17 protein-coding genes and 1 pseudogene are annotated in these 17,612 nt (G+C 53.9%); 8 read left to right on the forward strand and 10 right to left on the reverse strand.

Annotated features, from left to right (window positions below; translation table 11 throughout):
- Window positions 1-42 precede the first annotated feature (42 nt).
- From KO116_RS09390 to KO116_RS09415, 6 genes and pseudogenes are all read right to left on the reverse strand, one after another.
- Window positions 43-954, reverse strand: coding sequence for a LysR family transcriptional regulator (locus KO116_RS09390; protein ID WP_035557189.1), 912 nt, complete (start codon window positions 952-954; stop codon window positions 43-45).
- Between the two features lie 49 nt (window positions 955-1,003).
- On the reverse strand, window positions 1,004-2,077 hold the full coding sequence (locus KO116_RS09395) for an ABC transporter ATP-binding protein (RefSeq protein WP_035557192.1): 1,074 nt from the start codon (window positions 2,075-2,077) through the stop codon (window positions 1,004-1,006).
- Entirely contained in the window at window positions 2,074-3,090 is a 1,017-nt protein-coding gene (locus KO116_RS09400; RefSeq protein WP_035557195.1) for an ABC transporter ATP-binding protein, read from the reverse strand. Before KO116_RS09400 ends, KO116_RS09395 begins: the two co-directional genes overlap by 4 nt.
- A gap of 7 nt (window positions 3,091-3,097) precedes the next feature.
- Window positions 3,098-4,054: an ABC transporter permease gene (locus KO116_RS09405; protein WP_035557198.1), complete on the reverse strand. Its 957-nt coding sequence runs from the start codon at window positions 4,052-4,054 to the stop codon at window positions 3,098-3,100.
- Window positions 4,051-5,100 (reverse strand): ABC transporter permease, encoded by a 1,050-nt coding sequence (locus KO116_RS09410; RefSeq protein WP_035557203.1) that lies wholly within the window; start codon window positions 5,098-5,100, stop codon window positions 4,051-4,053. Before KO116_RS09410 ends, KO116_RS09405 begins: the two co-directional genes overlap by 4 nt.
- A 185-nt stretch (window positions 5,101-5,285) precedes the next feature.
- Window positions 5,286-6,866: pseudogene (locus tag KO116_RS09415) on the reverse strand (ABC transporter substrate-binding protein).
- 274 nt (window positions 6,867-7,140) lie between these two features.
- Between KO116_RS09415 and KO116_RS09420 the strand changes: the two are divergent.
- Complete coding sequence (locus tag KO116_RS09420; RefSeq protein WP_035557206.1) at window positions 7,141-7,710, forward strand: hypothetical protein; 570 nt, start codon at window positions 7,141-7,143, stop codon at window positions 7,708-7,710.
- Window positions 7,711-7,767: 57 nt separating this feature from the next.
- Here the strand turns inward: KO116_RS09420 and KO116_RS09425 are convergent, their stop codons facing one another.
- Window positions 7,768-8,154, reverse strand: a complete 387-nt coding sequence (locus KO116_RS09425) for a glutaredoxin family protein (protein WP_008956417.1) — start codon at window positions 8,152-8,154, stop codon at window positions 7,768-7,770.
- Window positions 8,155-8,432: 278 nt separating this feature from the next.
- Here KO116_RS09425 and mpl point away from each other — a divergent pair, with 278 nt between their 5' ends.
- From mpl to KO116_RS09440, 3 genes are read left to right on the forward strand one after another with little or no spacing between them, the layout of a single operon-like run.
- Window positions 8,433-9,869, forward strand: a complete 1,437-nt coding sequence (gene mpl, locus KO116_RS09430; protein WP_035557208.1) for a UDP-N-acetylmuramate:L-alanyl-gamma-D-glutamyl-meso-diaminopimelate ligase — start codon at window positions 8,433-8,435, stop codon at window positions 9,867-9,869.
- Window positions 9,866-10,531 carry a flavin prenyltransferase UbiX gene (locus KO116_RS09435; protein ID WP_035557210.1) on the forward strand — a complete coding sequence of 222 codons (666 nt, stop codon included), beginning with the start codon at window positions 9,866-9,868 and terminating at the stop codon, window positions 10,529-10,531. The genes mpl and KO116_RS09435 overlap by 4 nt, the downstream gene beginning before the upstream one ends.
- A 3-nt stretch (window positions 10,532-10,534) precedes the next feature.
- The gene (locus tag KO116_RS09440) at window positions 10,535-11,158 is read left to right on the forward strand and encodes a LysE family translocator (RefSeq protein WP_200897142.1); all 624 of its coding nucleotides are present in this window, start codon (window positions 10,535-10,537) and stop codon (window positions 11,156-11,158) included.
- A gap of 19 nt (window positions 11,159-11,177) precedes the next feature.
- Here the strand turns inward: KO116_RS09440 and KO116_RS09445 are convergent, their stop codons facing one another.
- The 3 genes from KO116_RS09445 to KO116_RS09455 are packed head-to-tail and all read right to left on the reverse strand — an operon-like array spanning window position 11,178 to window position 14,398.
- Window positions 11,178-12,575: a bifunctional DedA family/phosphatase PAP2 family protein gene (locus tag KO116_RS09445; protein WP_035557212.1), complete on the reverse strand. Its 1,398-nt coding sequence runs from the start codon at window positions 12,573-12,575 to the stop codon at window positions 11,178-11,180.
- Between the two features lie 39 nt (window positions 12,576-12,614).
- A complete protein-coding gene (locus tag KO116_RS09450; RefSeq protein ID WP_008956618.1) occupies window positions 12,615-13,547 on the reverse strand; it encodes a diguanylate cyclase domain-containing protein in 933 nt (310 codons plus the stop codon).
- On the reverse strand, window positions 13,544-14,398 hold the full coding sequence (locus tag KO116_RS09455) for a hypothetical protein (RefSeq protein ID WP_035557214.1): 855 nt from the start codon (window positions 14,396-14,398) through the stop codon (window positions 13,544-13,546). The genes KO116_RS09450 and KO116_RS09455 overlap by 4 nt, the downstream gene beginning before the upstream one ends.
- Before the next feature lie 280 nt (window positions 14,399-14,678).
- Here KO116_RS09455 and KO116_RS09460 point away from each other — a divergent pair, with 280 nt between their 5' ends.
- From KO116_RS09460 to rlmH, 4 genes are all read left to right on the forward strand, one after another.
- Window positions 14,679-15,986 carry a glutamate-5-semialdehyde dehydrogenase gene (locus tag KO116_RS09460; protein WP_035557217.1) on the forward strand — a complete coding sequence of 436 codons (1,308 nt, stop codon included), beginning with the start codon at window positions 14,679-14,681 and terminating at the stop codon, window positions 15,984-15,986.
- Window positions 15,987-15,995: 9 nt separating this feature from the next.
- Window positions 15,996-16,655 carry a nicotinate-nucleotide adenylyltransferase gene (gene nadD / locus KO116_RS09465; RefSeq protein WP_035557219.1) on the forward strand — a complete coding sequence of 220 codons (660 nt, stop codon included), beginning with the start codon at window positions 15,996-15,998 and terminating at the stop codon, window positions 16,653-16,655.
- Window positions 16,656-16,733: 78 nt separating this feature from the next.
- A complete protein-coding gene (gene rsfS / locus KO116_RS09470; RefSeq protein WP_035557221.1) occupies window positions 16,734-17,120 on the forward strand; it encodes a ribosome silencing factor in 387 nt (128 codons plus the stop codon).
- Entirely contained in the window at window positions 17,117-17,584 is a 468-nt protein-coding gene (rlmH, locus tag KO116_RS09475; RefSeq protein ID WP_035557224.1) for a 23S rRNA (pseudouridine(1915)-N(3))-methyltransferase RlmH, read from the forward strand. The genes rsfS and rlmH overlap by 4 nt, the downstream gene beginning before the upstream one ends.
- Window positions 17,585-17,612: the final 28 nt, after the last annotated feature.

Here is a 17,612-nt window from a genome sequence, read left to right on the forward strand (position 1 = left end):
CAAACCGTGTCCTTTCTCAATTAAGCTTTCTCAAAGACGGCTTCAAGTGCGTGGAGTGACGAGTTCACTCCAGAAACCGTCGAGTTCAGCGTGGTGGTGGCTTTGATGGCGATAGAGCCGTAGCTCCATCGGCACATCCCAACGGCTATCGCCTGCTCTTACCAGCGTACCTTGAGCAAGCTCTGCGGCCACGTTGCGCTCAGGCAACCAGCTCATGCCGTAGCCAAGCAGCACCAGCTCTTTAATGCCCGCCGCGTAGAGATTTTCACTCTGCGCCGTTAAGTAAGTGCTCTGTGGCAACCTAGCCAAATGGGCTTTAACCGCTGAGCCAAGCAAGCCGCGCTTTGGGTAAGCAAGCCAAGGTGCAGGTTGATGGCGCGACCCTGGTAGCAACGCACAAGGCTCTCCCTCTGCATTTAACCCAGTCACCGGAATCAGCCTTTCATGACCGATTACCCGGTAGGTGCAGGCACTGGTATCAATATCCAGATCGCAGCGCCCAATTGGCCAGTAGCAGATGGCAAGGTCGCACTCGGCCCGCGCTAACGCTTGAAAATAGTCGTTAGCTACCCAGCCGGTAGCCCGCAAATAGGGCTGTACGCGGTCTTGCCAGCCTGTAGAGGCAAGCCATTCAGGCAAAAAATGCGGTAATAGGCTCTGCGGCGCCGCCACCATAATACGCCGCTGCTGGCCAGCATTGATTTCACGCACCCGGTCTCGCGTAAGCCGCACTCGTTCGGTCACCTGTTCACACAGGGTTAAAAACTCCTCACCAGCGGGCGTGAGCGAGAGGGGTAGCGTTTGACGATTAATCAGCGTTACGCCCATCTCCTCTTCAAGCAACTTAATCCGCCGGGAGAAGGTGGGCTGGGTAACGTGTTGATCATCTGCTGCGCGGGAGAAGTGCCGCGTTCTGGCCAGGGCAATAAAATCTTCTAGCCAGCGAATTTCCATGCTCTACCTCTCAGCGCCTTGGCTCGCTGTATATTAACGGGGAGCCTACTCATAGGCGCCCCTCTTCAACAGCGTGGCATGCGACACGGGTTCCGTCATCCTGTGTTTGCAAAAGGGGGATCTCTTGCTTACAGCGTGCATTTGCATGCGGGCAGCGACCATGAAACACGCAGCCGCTGGGCAAATTAACCGGGGTCGGCACTTCACCGGATAAGCGAATATGCTGAGGGCGGTCATCCTTTAAGCGCGGGATCGCCGAGAGCAGCGCCTGGGTGTAAGGGTGGCGCGGCTTTTCAAACAGCGTGGCCGTCGTGGCAATTTCACACACTGTACCCAAGTACATCACCGCCACACGGGTGCCAAAATGCTCGACCACGGCTAAATCGTGAGTGATGAACAGATAGGTCAGGTTGCGCTCTTGCTGGGCTTCCATCAGCAGGTTGAGCACCTGGGCTTGAATCGAAACGTCGAGGGCAGAAATAGGCTCATCGGCGACGATGAATTCAGGGTCCACGGCCAGGGCACGGGCAATCGCGATACGCTGACGTTGACCACCCGAGAACTCGTGGCCAAAACGCTTGCCCCAGTCGGGATCAATACCCACTGAGTGCATCACTTCTTCAACTTTTTCGAGAATTTTTGGCCGCTTCCAGTCAGGGTGGTGCAGGCGCAGCGGCTCTTCCAAGGTTTGCTGAATAGTCATGCGCGGGTTAAGCGATGCATAAGGGTTCTGGAAAATCATCTGCATACGCTTGCGATACGGCAGCAACTGACGCGAGCTTAAATTATCGATACGTTGGCCATCGTAGCGAATCTCGCCTTCAGAGGGTGTCAAAAGCCCCATCACCGTACGCGCCACGGTGGACTTACCGCAGCCGGATTCGCCCACCACACACAGTGCTTCACCGCGTTTGATATCCAGATTCACGCCGTTAATAGCATGGACATACTCTTGATGCCGTACCAGCTTGCCGCCCTTGAAGCGCAGTTGATCAAGGAAATCACCCGAGAGGGAGAAGCGCTTTTTCAAATCGCGGATCTGCAGCAACGAATCAGCACTCTCTTCGTTCTGACGAGGAGTGGGCATAGGGTTTTCCGTCATGGCCTCAGCGTGCGCATTCATGAGGTTTCCTCCTTCAAACGGCGATCTTCAAGCATTTCAGCCACCATATGGCACGCCACGCGGCAATTGCCGGACTCGACAAATTCGGGCACTTGCTGGGTGCAGGCGGGGCGGGGCTGACCATCGACGCGATTGATAAAATCGCAGCGTGGGTGAAACGCGCAGCCGCTTGGCAGGTTAGAAAGCGATGGCATACTGCCACGAATCTGGTTGAGCTTTTCACCCGGCGTTGCCATCTGTGGCAAGGCGTTGATTAGCCCTTGGGTATAGGGGTGTTGCGGGTCATTAATGATTTCCCGTGTCGGCCCTTGCTCAATGACGCGTCCAGCGTACATGACCAGCATGCGCTGGGTGACCTGGCTGACCACGCCCAGGTCGTGGGTGATCAGAATAAGCCCCACATTGTGCTGCTCGCAGAGATCAAGCAGCAGCGCCATGATCTCGGCTTGAATGGTCACGTCAAGCGCCGTAGTGGGCTCGTCGGCGATAATGATGTCAGGATCGAGCAGCAGCGCAATGGCGATAATAATCCGCTGGCGCATACCGCCGGATAGCTCGTGAGGGTACTGATCCAAACGCGTTTCCGGTGAGGGAATTTGCACCTGTTGCAGCTTATCCAAGGCGATTGCGCGGGCTTCTTTAGAGGAGATGCGCCGGTGTGCTTTCAAACACTCGACCATCTGCTCGCCAATAGAAAGCACCGGATTAAGCGTCATCATTGGGTCTTGGAAGATCATTGAAACACGGTTGCCGCGCACTTTACGCAGGCCGCGCTCAGACATATGGTTGAGCACTTGGCCGTCAAAGTTGACGGTGCCGCCGGCAATAAAGCCTGGCTTGGAAATTAAGTTAAGCAGCGAAAAAGCCGCAACGGATTTACCTGCGCCAGATTCACCGACAATGCCCAAACGCTCACCGCGCTCAAGGCTGAAACTAATGTCCCGCAAGGCGTGGACTTCACCCTGGCGCAGCGCAAAGCGGACATCAAGATTATTGACTTCAAGTAGTGCCATGGTGTCCTCAGCCTTTGTAGAGTCGTGGGTTCATGACATCACGCAGCCAATCACCGAGTAGATTGATCGACAGCACCAGCACGACCAGTACCGCACCAGGAATGAGTGTGATCCACCAGGAGCCGGACTGGATATAGTCAAAGCCTGATTTAATCAACGAGCCCAATGAGGGGTGCGTTTCCGGCATGCCCAGCCCTAGAAACGACAGCGCCGCTTCAGAAATAATCGCATTGGCAATCTGTACGGTCGAAATAACGAAGATCGGCGACATGGTGTTGGGCAGCACGTGGCGGAACATAATCCGCTTGCTGCGCAGCCCCATTACGCGGGCAGCATCTACGTACTCTTTGTTTTTCTCTGCCAACACTGAGGCGCGCACGGTGCGGGCATACTGCGGCCATTCGGCCAGGCCGATAATCAGGATCAGCATCATCACTGCGTATTGGCTATAGAAGGCGCTGCCCATGGTCGCTTTAACCAAGGCGCCTACCACTATCGCGACCATTAACGTCGAGAAGGAGAGCTGAATATCCGCCAGCCGCATCAAGAGGGTGTCGATACGCCCGCCAAGATAGCCCGCCATTAGGCCGAAAGTGACCCCTAGCAGCGCTTGCAAAATGACCGCGCCAAAGCCGATTAGCAGTGAAACGCGTGTGCCGTACAGCACAATTGACCATAAATCGCGGCCCTGGGCGTCGGTGCCTAAGGAGTAGCGCTCATCGGCCCCCTCAATCCAGAAGGGCGGCAGCTCTGAAGCCATAATATCGATCTGAGCAAGGTCGTAAGGGTCCGTCGGCGCCAACAGCGGTGAAGCAAAGGCGGCGATAACCATACAAATAAACACGGCCAGGCAGAGCTGTGCGGTGCGGTCACGCTTGAAGCTGTACCACATATAGGAGTCACGCATGCGCTCCCAGCGGCCGGGTGAAGCGCTCGCTTGTGAAGAATTACGTGTGGTGCTCATGCGGGCTTCCCAGTCAGTTTAACGGTGGGGTTCACTAGACCGTAGATCAGATCCACAATCGTATTGGTGACGACAAAAATAACGCCGACAATCATCAGGTAGGTCACGATTAGCGGAATATCAGCGCGGTTGATCGCATCCAAAAACATCAGGCCCATGCCCGGCCATTGGAAAACGGTCTCGGTCAGGATGGTATAGGCCACCATGGTGCCGATCTGAACACCACCAACGGTAATCACCGGTAGCATGGTGTTTTTAAGCGCGTGAACAAAATACACGCGGCGCATAGAGATACCCTTGGCGCGGGCGTATTTAACGTACTCCGACTGCAGGACTTCCATCATTTCGGCGCGGATAAGGCGAATAAACAACGGCAGCATGATAGAGGCCAAGGAGACGGCCGGTAATACTAGATGCTGTAAGCCGTTCCAGGTGGCTAAATTGGTGTCCCAGTCACCCACCACATTCACCAGATCATAGCCTCGGCCAAAGGAGGGCATATTGCCTTCGGTAGAGAAGAAGTCATTCAGCCAGGCGCCCCAGCCGGTACTTTCTGGGAATAGCGTTACGGTAACGCCAATCGCGAAAATTTGAATAAGCACGATCGCGGTAAGAAACACGGGGATTGAAATACCGATGATCGATACTCCCATAAATAAGCGCGATATCGGTGATCGCGGCTTAATGGCGCTATATACCCCGATAGGGACTGAAAACAGCACAATTATCAGCGTCGACGCAAATACCAGCTCCAAGGTGGCGGGTAAGTGACGGGCGATAACTTCTAATGCTGGTTCGCGGTAAAAGTAGGAGTAGCCAAAATCACCTTGAACGGCATTTTTAGCGAAGCGCGCGTATTGCACCAGGAAGGGGTCATTCAGGCCTAAGCGCTCACGAATTTCTTCGCGTTCGCTTTCCGGCACTGACTGGCCGACCATCTGCTGTACGGGGTCACCCAGGTTGTCCTGAATGGCGAAGGCCAGCACGCTGATGACAAACATCACCAAAATCGCGTGCATCAGCCGCTTGATTAAAAAGGCAATCATGGCGTACGCCACCTATGTGAAGGGTTCATCAAAGAGAGTAGGGGCATGGTTATTCAAAGTGCTTGCAGGTTCGAACTGCCAAACAAAAGGCTTCGCTCCCTAAATGTTTAGGGAGCGAAGCATACTGGCAGTTAATAGTGCAGTGACTCTTTTAGCGCTATGCAACTAGTGAGCGATGGAAATGATTAGTCGTCGCTGCTTTTAACGACCAAGTCACCTAGGTAAGGGAAGTCGATAGCGTTCACTACCGGCTCAACCTCAACACCATCCGCCGCGGCATAGGCAAGGTTCTGCCAGTGAAGCATGATGAAGCCAACGTCTTCGTAAAGCATGGCTTCGGCTTCACGCAGCATTTCGTTGCGTTTTTCCAGATCCGTTTCGCTATCCGCTTCGGTGACCAATGCATCAATCTCTTCGTTGCAGTAGCTGCCGTAGTTGTACTGACCCGCGCCGGTTTCTTCATCGATACAGAAAGAGAGGTATTGGAAGAAGTTGGCGCTGTCTTCCGTATCGGCGTGCCAGCCGATCATTGCCATATCGGATTCACGGGTATCGTATTCAGGCCAGTACTGGGCGAGCGGCATGGTGCGTAGATCAACGTCAATGTTGATTTGCGCCAGCATGTTGGCGACTGCCTGAGCGATCTGGGCATCGTTCACGTAGCGGTTATTGGGGGCGATCATCTCAACGCTGAAGCCCCCTTCATAACCTGCTTCCGCCATTAACTCTTTGGCACGTTCGATATCGTAGCGTGGCGTTAAGTCAGGATTGTGGCCTGAGTAACCCTCTGGCGAGAACTGACCCGCCGGGTTAGCGAAGCCACGCATCAACCGGTCGGCAATGCCTTCCTGATTAATGGCCAGATCAACCGCTTGGCGAACGCGGGCGTCTTGGAAGGCTTCTACGCGCTCTTCGTTCATTTGGAAGCCAATGATGCGGGTACCGTCGATCTCAATCAGATTGACGCCATCTGCTTCACGGACACGGTCTAAATCGTTGGGCGGAACGGCATCAATAAAGTCAACGCCGCCAGAAAGCAGTGCCGCAACGCGAGAGGCGTTTTCAGCAATAGGCGTCATGACGATATTGGATACGTTGCCTTCGCTCTCAGTATCCCAGTAATCTTCGAAACGTTCGAAATCGACCCGAACGCCTTGCCGACGGTCAGTCACAACGAACGGGCCGGTGCCTGAAACGTTGCGCGAAGCGAAGGAATTGCCCGCTTTAACGATTTCAGCTTTGTCGCTACCGTCGTCGGTTTCACCCGTATAGAACTCGCTATCCATCGGGAAGATGTACGTAGCCAGGTTGAGCAACAGCGGGTAAGGTTCAGTGGTAACGATTTCAACGGTGTAGTCGTCGACCGCTTCGGCACTGGCAACCGGCTCAAAAATAGCGCGGTAGTCAGGGCTTTCTTTCAGACGTTCAATCGTCCATACCACATCTTTAGCGGTGAATTCGTTACCAGAGTGGAAGGTAACGCCTTCACGCAGCGTCATGCGCATAGTGGTGTCGTCTACTTATTCCCACTCGGTGGCTAAGCGCGGCTCAAACTGGAAGTCTTTGGTCCAGCGAACAAGAGGATCAAACGCAAGGTGAGAGAAACGCAGCACGCCGCCAGAGAGTTGTTCATGTAAATCGAGCGTTTCAGGGTCGGCAGAGTAACCAATACGGAGGGTTTCAGCACTTGCCGTCATCGGCAGCAATGTCGTACCTGCAACCACTGCACCAATAACAGAAGCCAGTAGGGTTTTCTTGAACGTCATAATTGTTCCCTTGGGTCATTGTTTATTGTTCGTTTTACAGATGCTTTCCCTCGCTAAAGAGCGGAAATACCCGTAAAACAGACACGGTCAGCTTGTAAGCTATCTTAATAACATAGGCTAACAACATAGAGACTGCCTGTTGCGTCATACAATCGAAATAATGACAGGCATCATTCATCTGCTACATGACGTGGCTAATAGCGGCACATTACGTGCTTGTCATTAGACGAAAGTAGTAAGAAAAAAGATACGCCAGAATAGTCGGAGAAGCCGTATGTGGAAAAAAATCATAGTCGCAGCCATGGCTTGGTACCTTCCTACCCTAGCTGTCGCCGTTGAACCAACGCCTGGAACCAATGCAGAGCAGGGCTCTGAGCATGATTTGCCACCCAACTCGGAAACGGCGGCTCAGATCAAAGGCTTGTTAGATGGTGAATTACGAGAATGGTTTATTTTGAGCCATGGCAATGATTCAAACGCATCATTTATTGAGTCAAGTGATGACCATATCACTATCGATATTACGGGATTTGTTGATGATGAGGCCTGGGAGACTCAAGAAGCGCTGTCTATTAGCCTGACGATAAACGAAGGGGAGCTGATCAGCGCCGTGGTGTTACACCCGCTGGGGGACTCGACCTCACCGCCGCTCTACACCTCTGAAGGGGGCGATGTAGAAGTAACGCTGACGCACTATGAGCGGGCCAGTCAACGAGTTCACGTGGCTGGCAAGATACAGGGCGTACTGGCGCTACAAATACAGCTGGATGAGCCTCCGAGTCAGGAAGAGACCATTGAGATTGATGTGGCGTTTGATGTGGAGGCGCAAAAAATCGAGTTTTGATACCCGAAACCGACATCTGCCCGTTTCGGGTAATACATGACGGTGTAACGCAGTTAGTTAGTCAAACTGCTTATGTAACCAGGCATTGATTGTGTCAGATTCGTACATCCACTCTTCCCGGCCATCATCATGGATAATTTTGAGGCAGGGCACTTTAACTTTTCCCCCGCCTTCCAAGAGCGCTTGCTTATGGTCAGGGTCAAGCTGGACATCGCGCAGTTCAATGTTCAATCCCAACCGCGCTATCTCTTTGCGTACCTTGATGCAAAACGGGCAGGTGCGAAATTGATACAGGGCCAGCCGCTGGCATGTCTGATCAATAGTGGCTTGCTCTTCAGGCGAGCGTTCAACTGACTTAGGCGTAGAGAGCTTTTCAGAAATCAGCATAAACGGGGCAAGCACTAAGCGAACGCCACGAAAAAAATAGCGGATTAAAATGCGCATCTAAAGGCTCCTTTCGCTGATGATTAGGCTCATGTCAGCGTGCCGAGTGGAAAGAGAGTGATGGTGAACATTGATAAACAGTGGCCGCATCCTGCAACAACTAAAAGGATTTGTCACTTGAAGGGTGTTTTGACCCCGTTAATCGCAGTTTATAGTGATGAGTAGATGAGCAAATTGAGTCAGCATGCTAGGCTATTTGGCTATTTTTACGCCATATTTTGGCTTTTTAATTAAACGTCTTTGCGAATAGTTTATTGGCGAATAACGGGGCGAAAGCCATGCATCTGCATATTATTGGTATCTGCGGCACCTTTATGGGAAGCCTAGCGCTGCTGGCGCGTGAGTTAGGTCATCAGGTAAGTGGCTCTGACCAGCATGTCTATCCGCCCATGAGTACCCAATTGGTTGATGCGGGTATTATTTTGAAAGAGGGTTACCACGCGGATAATCTCTCGCTAGCACCGGGTATTGTGCCCGACCTTGTGGTAGTCGGTAACGCTATGTCGCGCGGTAATGAAGAGGTGGAGGCACTACTTAATAGTGGCCTGCCATACACCTCCGGCGCGCAGTGGTTGGCAGAGCACGTATTGCCTGGTCGACGAGTGATTGCGGTAGCAGGTACCCATGGAAAGACGACCACTGCGAGCATACTGGCGTGGTTATTGGAAAGCGGCGGATTAACACCAGGGTTTTTGATCGGCGGTGTCCCTCGTAATTTTGGTGTATCGGCGCGTTTAGGCGATCCGCGGGCACCGTTTGTAGTGGAAGCTGACGAGTACGACACGGCCTTCTTCGATAAGCGGTCCAAGTTCGTTCATTACCGCCCGCATATCGCGATACTCAATAACCTTGAGTTTGATCACGCGGATATATTCCCTGATCTGGCCGCGATTGAGCGCCAGTTCCATCATTTAGTGCGTACCGTGCCAAGCCAAGGCCAACTCTTAGTGGCTGATGAGCAGCCCGCTCTAGAGCGTGTGCTTGCCCAGGGCGCTTGGACCCCGGTCGCCCATTTTGGTGATCAAACCACGAGTGAATGGCAGCTTACCCTTGAGCGTGACGATGCCAGCCGTTTCCAGGTGCTTCATTGTGGTGGCGAGCCCGGCCAGGATAAAAGCGGCCAAGACGAAGATGGTGTCGTTGAATGGGCGCTTACCGGTGAGCATAACGCTCGTAATGCGTTGGCAGCGTTGGCGGCAGCCAACGTGTGTGGGGTTGATTTAGTCCGTGGCTGTGCAGCGCTGGCGCGTTTTGAAACCCCCAGAAGGCGGCAGGAAGTGCGCGGTGAAATCAATGGTATTCAGGTCATTGATGATTTTGCCCATCACCCCACGGCGATTGCCGCCACGCTCAAAGGGTTACGCGCGGCGACCACCAAGGGGCGGCTGCTGGCAGTGATTGAGCCGCGCTCCAATACAATGCGCTTGGGCGCGCTGCGCGAACGTTTGGTTGAGAGCGTGGCTGATGCTGATAGTGTGTTTTGGTTTCAGCCCGTTGGGCTGGATTGGTCCATGGAGGAGCTAGTAGCCACTCAGGGGGCGCGTGCGCAGCTGCATAATGACATTGATACATTGGTGGCGGCGGTGGTCACGCAAGCGTCACCATTGGACCGTATTGTAGTGATGTCTAATGGTGGTTTTGAGGGCGTGCATGAGCGTTTGCTGGCCGCGTTGAAGACTGCCCATGAAGCTGCTGCAAAAGAGGGGCATGTGTGACCAATCAAACTGAACCGCTATTCAAAAAGCCAGTTACCGTCGCACTTACCGGTGCCTCTGGGGCGCAGTACGGCCTACGTCTGATTGATGTGCTGGTCGCAGCGGGGCATGAAGTGTGGGTGATGATTTCCAAAGCTGCACACATGGTGATTGCCACCGAAACGGATATCGAACTGCCAGCGCAGCCTCAGCGGTTAGCTCAGGCGCTAAGTGAGCGCAGTGGTGCCCAGCCGGGGCAGATTCGCTGCTTTGGGCGCGAAGATTGGATGGCGCCCGTGGCTTCAGGCTCCGGTGCGCCATCGGCAATGGTGGTGTGCCCGTGCTCAACGGGAACACTGTCGGCGGTAGCCACCGGAGCAAGCAATAATCTGATTGAGCGGGCGGCCGATGTTGCGATTAAGGAGCGCCGTACGCTGGTGTTAGTGCCTCGTGAAAGTCCGTTTTCCCCCATTCATTTTGAGCACATGCTGGCGTTAAGCCGCCTGGGCGTGGTCATCTTACCAGCGGCACCGGGGTTTTATCATCGCCCACAAAGTATTGAGGATCTAATCGATTTTATTGTGGCGCGTATCCTAAACCAGCTGGGAATCGAGCATTCGCTGGTGCCTCGCTGGGGTGAGGTAGAAAACACTGCTAACCCCTCATCAACTAAGGATAACTAATCTATGATGTCGTGGGCGACGCTCTCGGTTTTTGTACCAACGTTTTTGTTTGTCTCGCTTACCCCAGGCATGTGTATGACTCTTGCTATGGTGCTGGGTATGACTCAAGGCGTTAAGCGTACGCTGTGGATGATGATTGGCGAGCTGCTCGGCGTCGGTTTGGTCGCGGCAGCGGCGGGTGCTGGGGTGGCGGCGCTAATGCTGCGTCAGCCAGAACTATTTGTGCTGTTCAAATGGGTGGGCGGCGCCTATTTAGGCTATTTGGGCATTATGATGTGGCGTTCCCGCGGACGAATGGCAATACCTAGCGAGCTGGATACTGGCCCACCAGCCAGTCGGTTACAGCTAGCGACACAAGGCTTTGTGACCGCGGTAGCAAACCCCAAGGGATGGGCGTTTTTTATGGTACTGCTGCCACCTTTTTTAGACAGTAATCGCCCATTGCCAGGCCAGCTCAGCCTGCTGATTGCGGTCATTTTAACTATTGAGTTCGCTAGCATGCTGGTCTATGCCACTGGGGGTAAAACGCTACGTAATGTGCTCGGCAAGAGCGGCAATGTGCGCTTACTTAACCGAATCGCTGGCACGTTGATGATAGGGGTTGGGCTCTGGCTTGCCCTTGGTTGAACAAAACGGTGTTAGTGCTTTAAACCGGCGGCAAAAGCCCGACGCGGGCGCTGAGAAGTACCAATGATGCCACGCTGAGTAGAGGCCAGGGGCATGGCCGTAGGCTTGGCCGGGGCTGCTGCTGCCAATGCAGCAGGGTTAGTGCGCAGACAACTAAGCCTAACAGCGCGCCTCCCACCAGGTCGCTAAACCAGTGCACGCCCACCACCAGTCTCGATAATGCCATAGGCAGTGCAAGCGCAAGCGCACACCAATAGGCCAAAAAGCGCTTATGGCGAGGCATTTCGGCTGCAATAAACGCTGCTGTCAGACCAAATAGCACCACAGCGGTGGATGTATGCGCGCTTGGGTAGGAAAAAGAGCCCATCAGGTAGTCCGGTGTGTCAGGGCGGGCACGTCCAAACAACCCTTTACCAATAATGTTAAGCAGTGCGACCCCTGCAAAGGCGCCGCCCCAGTGCCGTAGGGCATCCCAGCGTTTGCCTAACAGTAACCACACCGCCCACGGCAGTGCGAACGCGATAACGCCAAAGGTGTCGCCAATTTTTGCAAAAATATTCCCTACGCTGTAAACAATATCGCCGTGCAGCCCTGTAAACAGCCGATGAATAAAAATATCCATATCCAGTGGGCCGTTTTCGCCGATAACCATTAGCGTCCAGCCCGAGAGGCTACCAAGTGCTATGACCAGCAGTAGCAGGGAGGCTAATGGGACATCTCCAGATTGGCTCATTGCAAGCCAGGGGCGCCGTAGCAGTGGCAGCTGGCGAGCAGTACCGGCGATCATCCGGTAAAGTCGCCCATGCCGTGTGGCTTGATGGCGGCCCCATGAAAAAATAACCGCGAGAGCGACAACAATAACGGCCAGTATCAGTAAAGCGGCTTCAAGGCCTGGAGGTAGATTCAAATGGTGCTGCCAAGTGCGGCCTAGTAAGTAGCCGGGCAGAATATAAGCAGGTGCCCACAGGGCCGCCGAGGTTAGGTTGGCCCAAATAAAAGTGTGCGGCGGCATGCGCATCATGCCTGCCACTAAAGGGATAATGGGTCTTACAGGGCCTACAAAGCGGCCGATAAAAACCGACCATATACCGTAGCGCTCAAAGAAGCGTGACCCTCTTCCCAGCCACTCGGGATGCTGAGACAGTGGCCACCGCTGGGTAACGTGTTCGCGATGCCTGTAGCCGAGCAAAAAGCTGATGCCGTCACCTATTACAGCCCCGATAAAGGCCGCACCAATCAGCCATGCCAAGGTAATATCCTGATGTCCTGCCATAGAAGCCGTTGAGGTAATTAACACCACGCCAGGTACTAGCAAGCCCACAAGTGCAAGCGATTCCACTAATGCAATGACCAGCACCAAGCAAAGTAGTAGTAGGGGCGATGGCGTTAATGAGAGGAGCATATCGGCTAGCGGCACATACTTCTCCGGCGACAAATGAGGGGGGCTAACAATAAATTAAACGTTGGAGAGTGACGCGCCGCGTGCTTCCAGGCGCTTTAAATAGCGCTCAAAGCTTTCTGCTCGACTGGGTAAGCAGGCCGCAATACGTGCTTCAAGCTGGCCAGTTTCCACCAGCACGCGCTCAGAAAGAGCTCGCTGTAAGCGCTCGCGAACCAATAGTGCCCCGCTTTCACTGGTGTCTGGCAGAACCAGCCAAAACGTAGCGTTATCGGCGCGACCCAGGACATCATGGTCACGGCAGCGGCTATTCACTTCGCTACATAGTGCGCCTAATAGAGCCGTCTGGGCGCGATGGCCAAATTGCTCTGCGGCCATATCCAGCTGCGGCAAGTGCACTACTAGCACCGCTAGCTGTTGATTGAGCATGGCCGCACGCTGGAATTCGCTATTTAAGCGTTCTTTCAGCGTATCAATGTGATAGGCGTTGCAGTCGCTATCGTTTGGGTCAGTCGCCCGAAGTAAAGCACGGCGACGGGCGTGTTCCCAGCGAGGTAGCGCAAGGAGCAGCGTTAAGGCGGCATAGCCGACAATAATCGCGGGTGGCGCAGCGGCGACGGAGGGAAGCAGCCACCATAAGGGGCCAATAGCAACATTGATCAGTAACGCAGCCCACAACGGTAACAATAAAAAAGTGGCGGTAACGGGCAGGCCAAGCCAAATGGGCGATGCCCCAGGGTGGTAGTAAAAAGCACTAAGTACCACCGAGTAAGTACTGCAAAGCAATATGATGCGCGGCAGATAACTTTTCAGCCCTTGCCCGATATGCATGAGTAACGCTGACATGAGCAGCAGGGTCATGAACGTAGGGATCAGCAGGTCGCGGTAGTCACCCATGGCATATAGCCAAAGCGCATAACCCGCCATTAGCGCAATGCTGGCGGCGTAGGCGAGCGTCATCAACCGCTTGGGAATATGGTGCTCGGTCATATCGTCTCTCGTGCTCGCTCAGCCGGTAACTTACTCATCTCACATACCGATAGGGTTGCCGGTTCGATATCGATCAATTCAAGGTATTCACTCGTGATATTGTCGGGTAAATCGGCGAGCAGCAAGCTGCGTCGTTGAGTGGCTTCTTTCGGTGAACGTGCGAGAAGCAGGGTGACCAGCGTCGTACTGCTTAAACGGTACACGTTTTCAAAATCATGCGTTAATTCACACAGTTTTTGTGCGGTTGGCCAAAGTTGATGACGTTTGACGTGCAGTATAAATACTTCTGCATGAATGCCTTCACGCTCACAGCGCGTTTGTTCGCGGGCAATGTCGCGCAGTAATTGTTCACCGGCCCATAAATTGAGCCCTGGAATCAAGCGTAAGCGTTGGCGAATAGAGCCGTTCATATCAATAAGCTGCTGTGCTCTGGAGAGGGCCAGCAAGCCAAGCACGAACAGGCAGCAGAGCAGCAGAATAAATTCAGACTTTTCCAGTTGGGGCGCCACCAGAACAGAGCTAACCAATGCGGCGCTGAGGTGAAACGCCGCCACCCAATTATTTTGTGGCAGCATCAGCATGGCGGCCCAGGCCCAAATCAAAATGCTGTGCCGTTCAGGAGTAGCCGCAATTAACGCGACCAGCAGCACGCCCGGCACAAGCTGCCATGGCAACCCTCGCGAGCGTCGGTGACTGAAGTCGAGCATTAGAGCGGTAATAAATAGCCAGCCGACTGAAAGCCACAGCACGAGTGCTGCAGCGGGCGGCGTAGAGGGCGTCCATAGCGCCAAAGCAACGGCTGCCGCTAAAAGATTGGCACGTAGTAGGCGTATTTTGTACTTGCTTTGCATGGTGACTTACTATTCGTCCTGAATAACCAGAAGTATCTGAGCAAGCGGGTGAGCGTATAACGGAGAACGTACAACGCACACATTAGCGCCTTCATTATCCTCAGTATAACGTTGAAATGGCGTAACATAAGTACAAACGTGAAATGGCTGTGCGCTTACGTCAGCTAACAGCAGGGCGCTTATGGATTCATCACCGCTGCACACGTTACCCTGGCACTGTTCAGGACACCATTTTAGGGCATCATTCACCTTAGCACGCGCGATGACGTACGGAGACAGTATGAGCGTTTCAACACCGTTCCAAGAAGAGGCCCATCAGCACCTATCAGACGGAGATGTGCCCGCCTATGTCAAGGTTTTGGGGCAGGCGGCACGCCGCGCAGCCAGTGAGCTACGCCGGGCGGATACGGGATTGAAAAACAGTGCCCTGATGGCAATGGCGCAGCGTTTGGCAGAAGCGCGCGGCTGCATTCTAGACGCCAATGCTGAGGATTTGCAGCGTGGTCGCCAGAATGGCTTAGAGAGCGCGCTGTTAGACCGTTTAGCGTTAAACGATGCTCGAATTGACGCCATGATTGAAGGGCTTCAGCAAGTGGCGAACTTGCCAGACCCAGTGGGCGAGATTAGTGATATGCGTTACCGGCCCAGTGGGATTCAGGTTGGCAAAATGCGTGTGCCACTAGGCGTTATTGGCATTATTTATGAGTCGCGCCCTAACGTGACGCTGGAAGCCGCTAGCCTTTGTTTAAAATCGGGTAATGCCTGTATTTTGCGGGGTGGTTCAGAAGCCAGCGCCTCAAATGCTGCGATTAGCGCCTGTATTCAAGCAGGGCTTGCGGATGTAGGGCTGCCAGCGGGTAGTGTTCAGGTGGTAGCAACCACCGACCGGGCGGCAGTGGGCGCAATGATTAGCATGCCGGAATATGTCGATGTCATTATTCCCCGTGGTGGCAAATCGCTGATTGAGCGTATTACCCGTGAGTCGCGCGTGCCGGTCATCAAACACCTTGACGGGGTTTGTCATGTTTACATCGATACTAGTGCTGACCCTGCCAAGGCCTTAGCCATCGCCGTCAATGCGAAAACCCATCGCTACGGCACTTGTAACACCATGGAGACGCTGCTGGTCGATGCCCCGATTGCTGACTTACTGTTACCCGAGCTGGCACGTGCCTATGCTGAACATGAGGTGGAGCTGCGTGGTTGTGAGCGTACTCAGGCACTGTTACCTCAGGCTATCGCAGCCGATGAGGCGGACTGGTACGCCGAGTACTTAGCCCCGGTGCTGGCGATTAAAGTGGTCGATGGTGTTGATGAGGCGATCGCCCATATCGAGCAGTATGGCTCACACCACACCGATGCGATTGTGACCCAAGATTATTCACTGGCGCGACGCTTTATGGCGGAAGTTGATTCGAGTTCGGTCATCGTTAATGCCTCGACTCGCTTTGCCGACGGTTTTGAGTATGGCCTGGGCGCTGAGATTGGGATTTCAACCGACAAGCTGCATGCCCGCGGGCCGGTAGGGTTAGAGGGCTTAACCACCCAGAAGTACGTCGTATTCGGTGATGGCCAAGTGCGTGAATAAGGGGGTGGTGTGAGTCTAAAGTTTCAGCGTATTGGAATGTTGGGGGGCACTTTTGACCCCATTCACTTGGGGCATTTACGCAGTGCTGTGGAGTTGCATGAGGCGCTGTCGCTTGATCAGCTACATATGATACCTGCTCAGCAGCCCCCCTTGCGGGATCAGCCGCAGGTATCAGCGCGGCAGCGGTTGGCGCTCTTAAAGGCGGGTGTCGGTGACACGCCTGGCTTGTTGGCTGATGATCGTGAGCTTCTGCGTGACGGCCCCTCCTACAGCACCGATACGCTTGCCGAGCTGCGTGCGGAGTATGGTGAGAATACGCGTCTGGTCATGGTGATTGGTTTCGATGCATTTTTGCGGCTTACACAATGGCATCAACCGGCGCGCATATTTGAGTTTGCCCATTTGGTGGTTATTGCTCGCCCAGGCTATGGCGATCCATTGCCAGCGCCATTAATGGAACTGGTAGAGCATCGGGTAGTCGATAGCGTAGAGGAATTAATGCAGCGGTCATGTGGGGGCTTTTTGTCGCTTGAATTGCCTTCGTTAATGGCTATTTCAGCGACCTATATTCGAAAGCGGCTGGAAGCGGGTAAAAGCGTGCGCTATTTGGTGCCACCCCCCGTTGAACAGGCTATTGCGCGTTACGGACTTTACCAGCAGTGTGAATAGCGCTGGCAGTCGTCAAATAAGCCGTTACAATGGCCGGCTTTATTGACCGATTACCCCATGAGGTTGTCTTTAGGAGTCATGCACATCGATACATTGAAAAATCTAGCGGTTGACGCGCTAGAAGAACTGAAAGCACGCGACATTACGCAATTAGATGTTGCTAAATTAACCGAGGTCACCGACCTCATGTTGATTGCAAGTGGTACGTCGACCCGTCACGTCGCTGCTCTGGCGCAAAACGTAGTGGAAAAAGCCAAGGCAGCAGGGCTAGGTCCTCTGGGCGTAGAAGGTGGTGATAACGCCGACTGGGTGCTGGTCGACCTGGGTGACATTGTGGTTCATGTCATGATGCCTGAGGCGCGCACGCTCTATGATTTGGAGCGGCTATGGGCCGATCTGCCGACGGATTCGGGCGCGATTGGTGAGTCGCTTGAACGCTTTCAAGAGCGAGCTGGCATGTCATGAAAATCCGGCTGTTAGCGGTGGGAAGTAAAATGCCTGGGTGGGTAGAAGAGGGCGTGGAGACTTACCGTAAGCGGCTTCCGAGAGATTTCAATCTCGAGATCGAAGAAATTACCCTCGGCCAGCGTGGCAAAAATGCAGATATCGCGAAAGCGCGCGCCCAGGAGGCGCAGCGTATTCGCGATAAGTTGCGTGGCGACGAATACGTGGTAGCACTGGAAGTGAAAGGTAAACCATGGACCACCGAGCAGTTGGCACAAGAAGCTGACGCTTGGCGCATGGGCAGGCGGGATATTGCTCTGCTTGTAGGTGGTCCAGACGGGCTTGAGCCTTCGCTCTCAGCCGCAGCCGACAAAACCTGGTCAATCTCACCACTGACGCTACCACATCCACTGGTACGAATTATGCTGGCCGAGCAGCTCTATCGTGCCTGGACACTATTAGTGGGTCACCCTTATCACCGTTAACGGCTGAATGGTAAGCCATTACTGTTTG

Source organism: Halomonas sp. KO116, from assembly GCF_000734975.2.
GTDB classification, from domain to species: domain Bacteria; phylum Pseudomonadota; class Gammaproteobacteria; order Pseudomonadales; family Halomonadaceae; genus Vreelandella; species Vreelandella glaciei.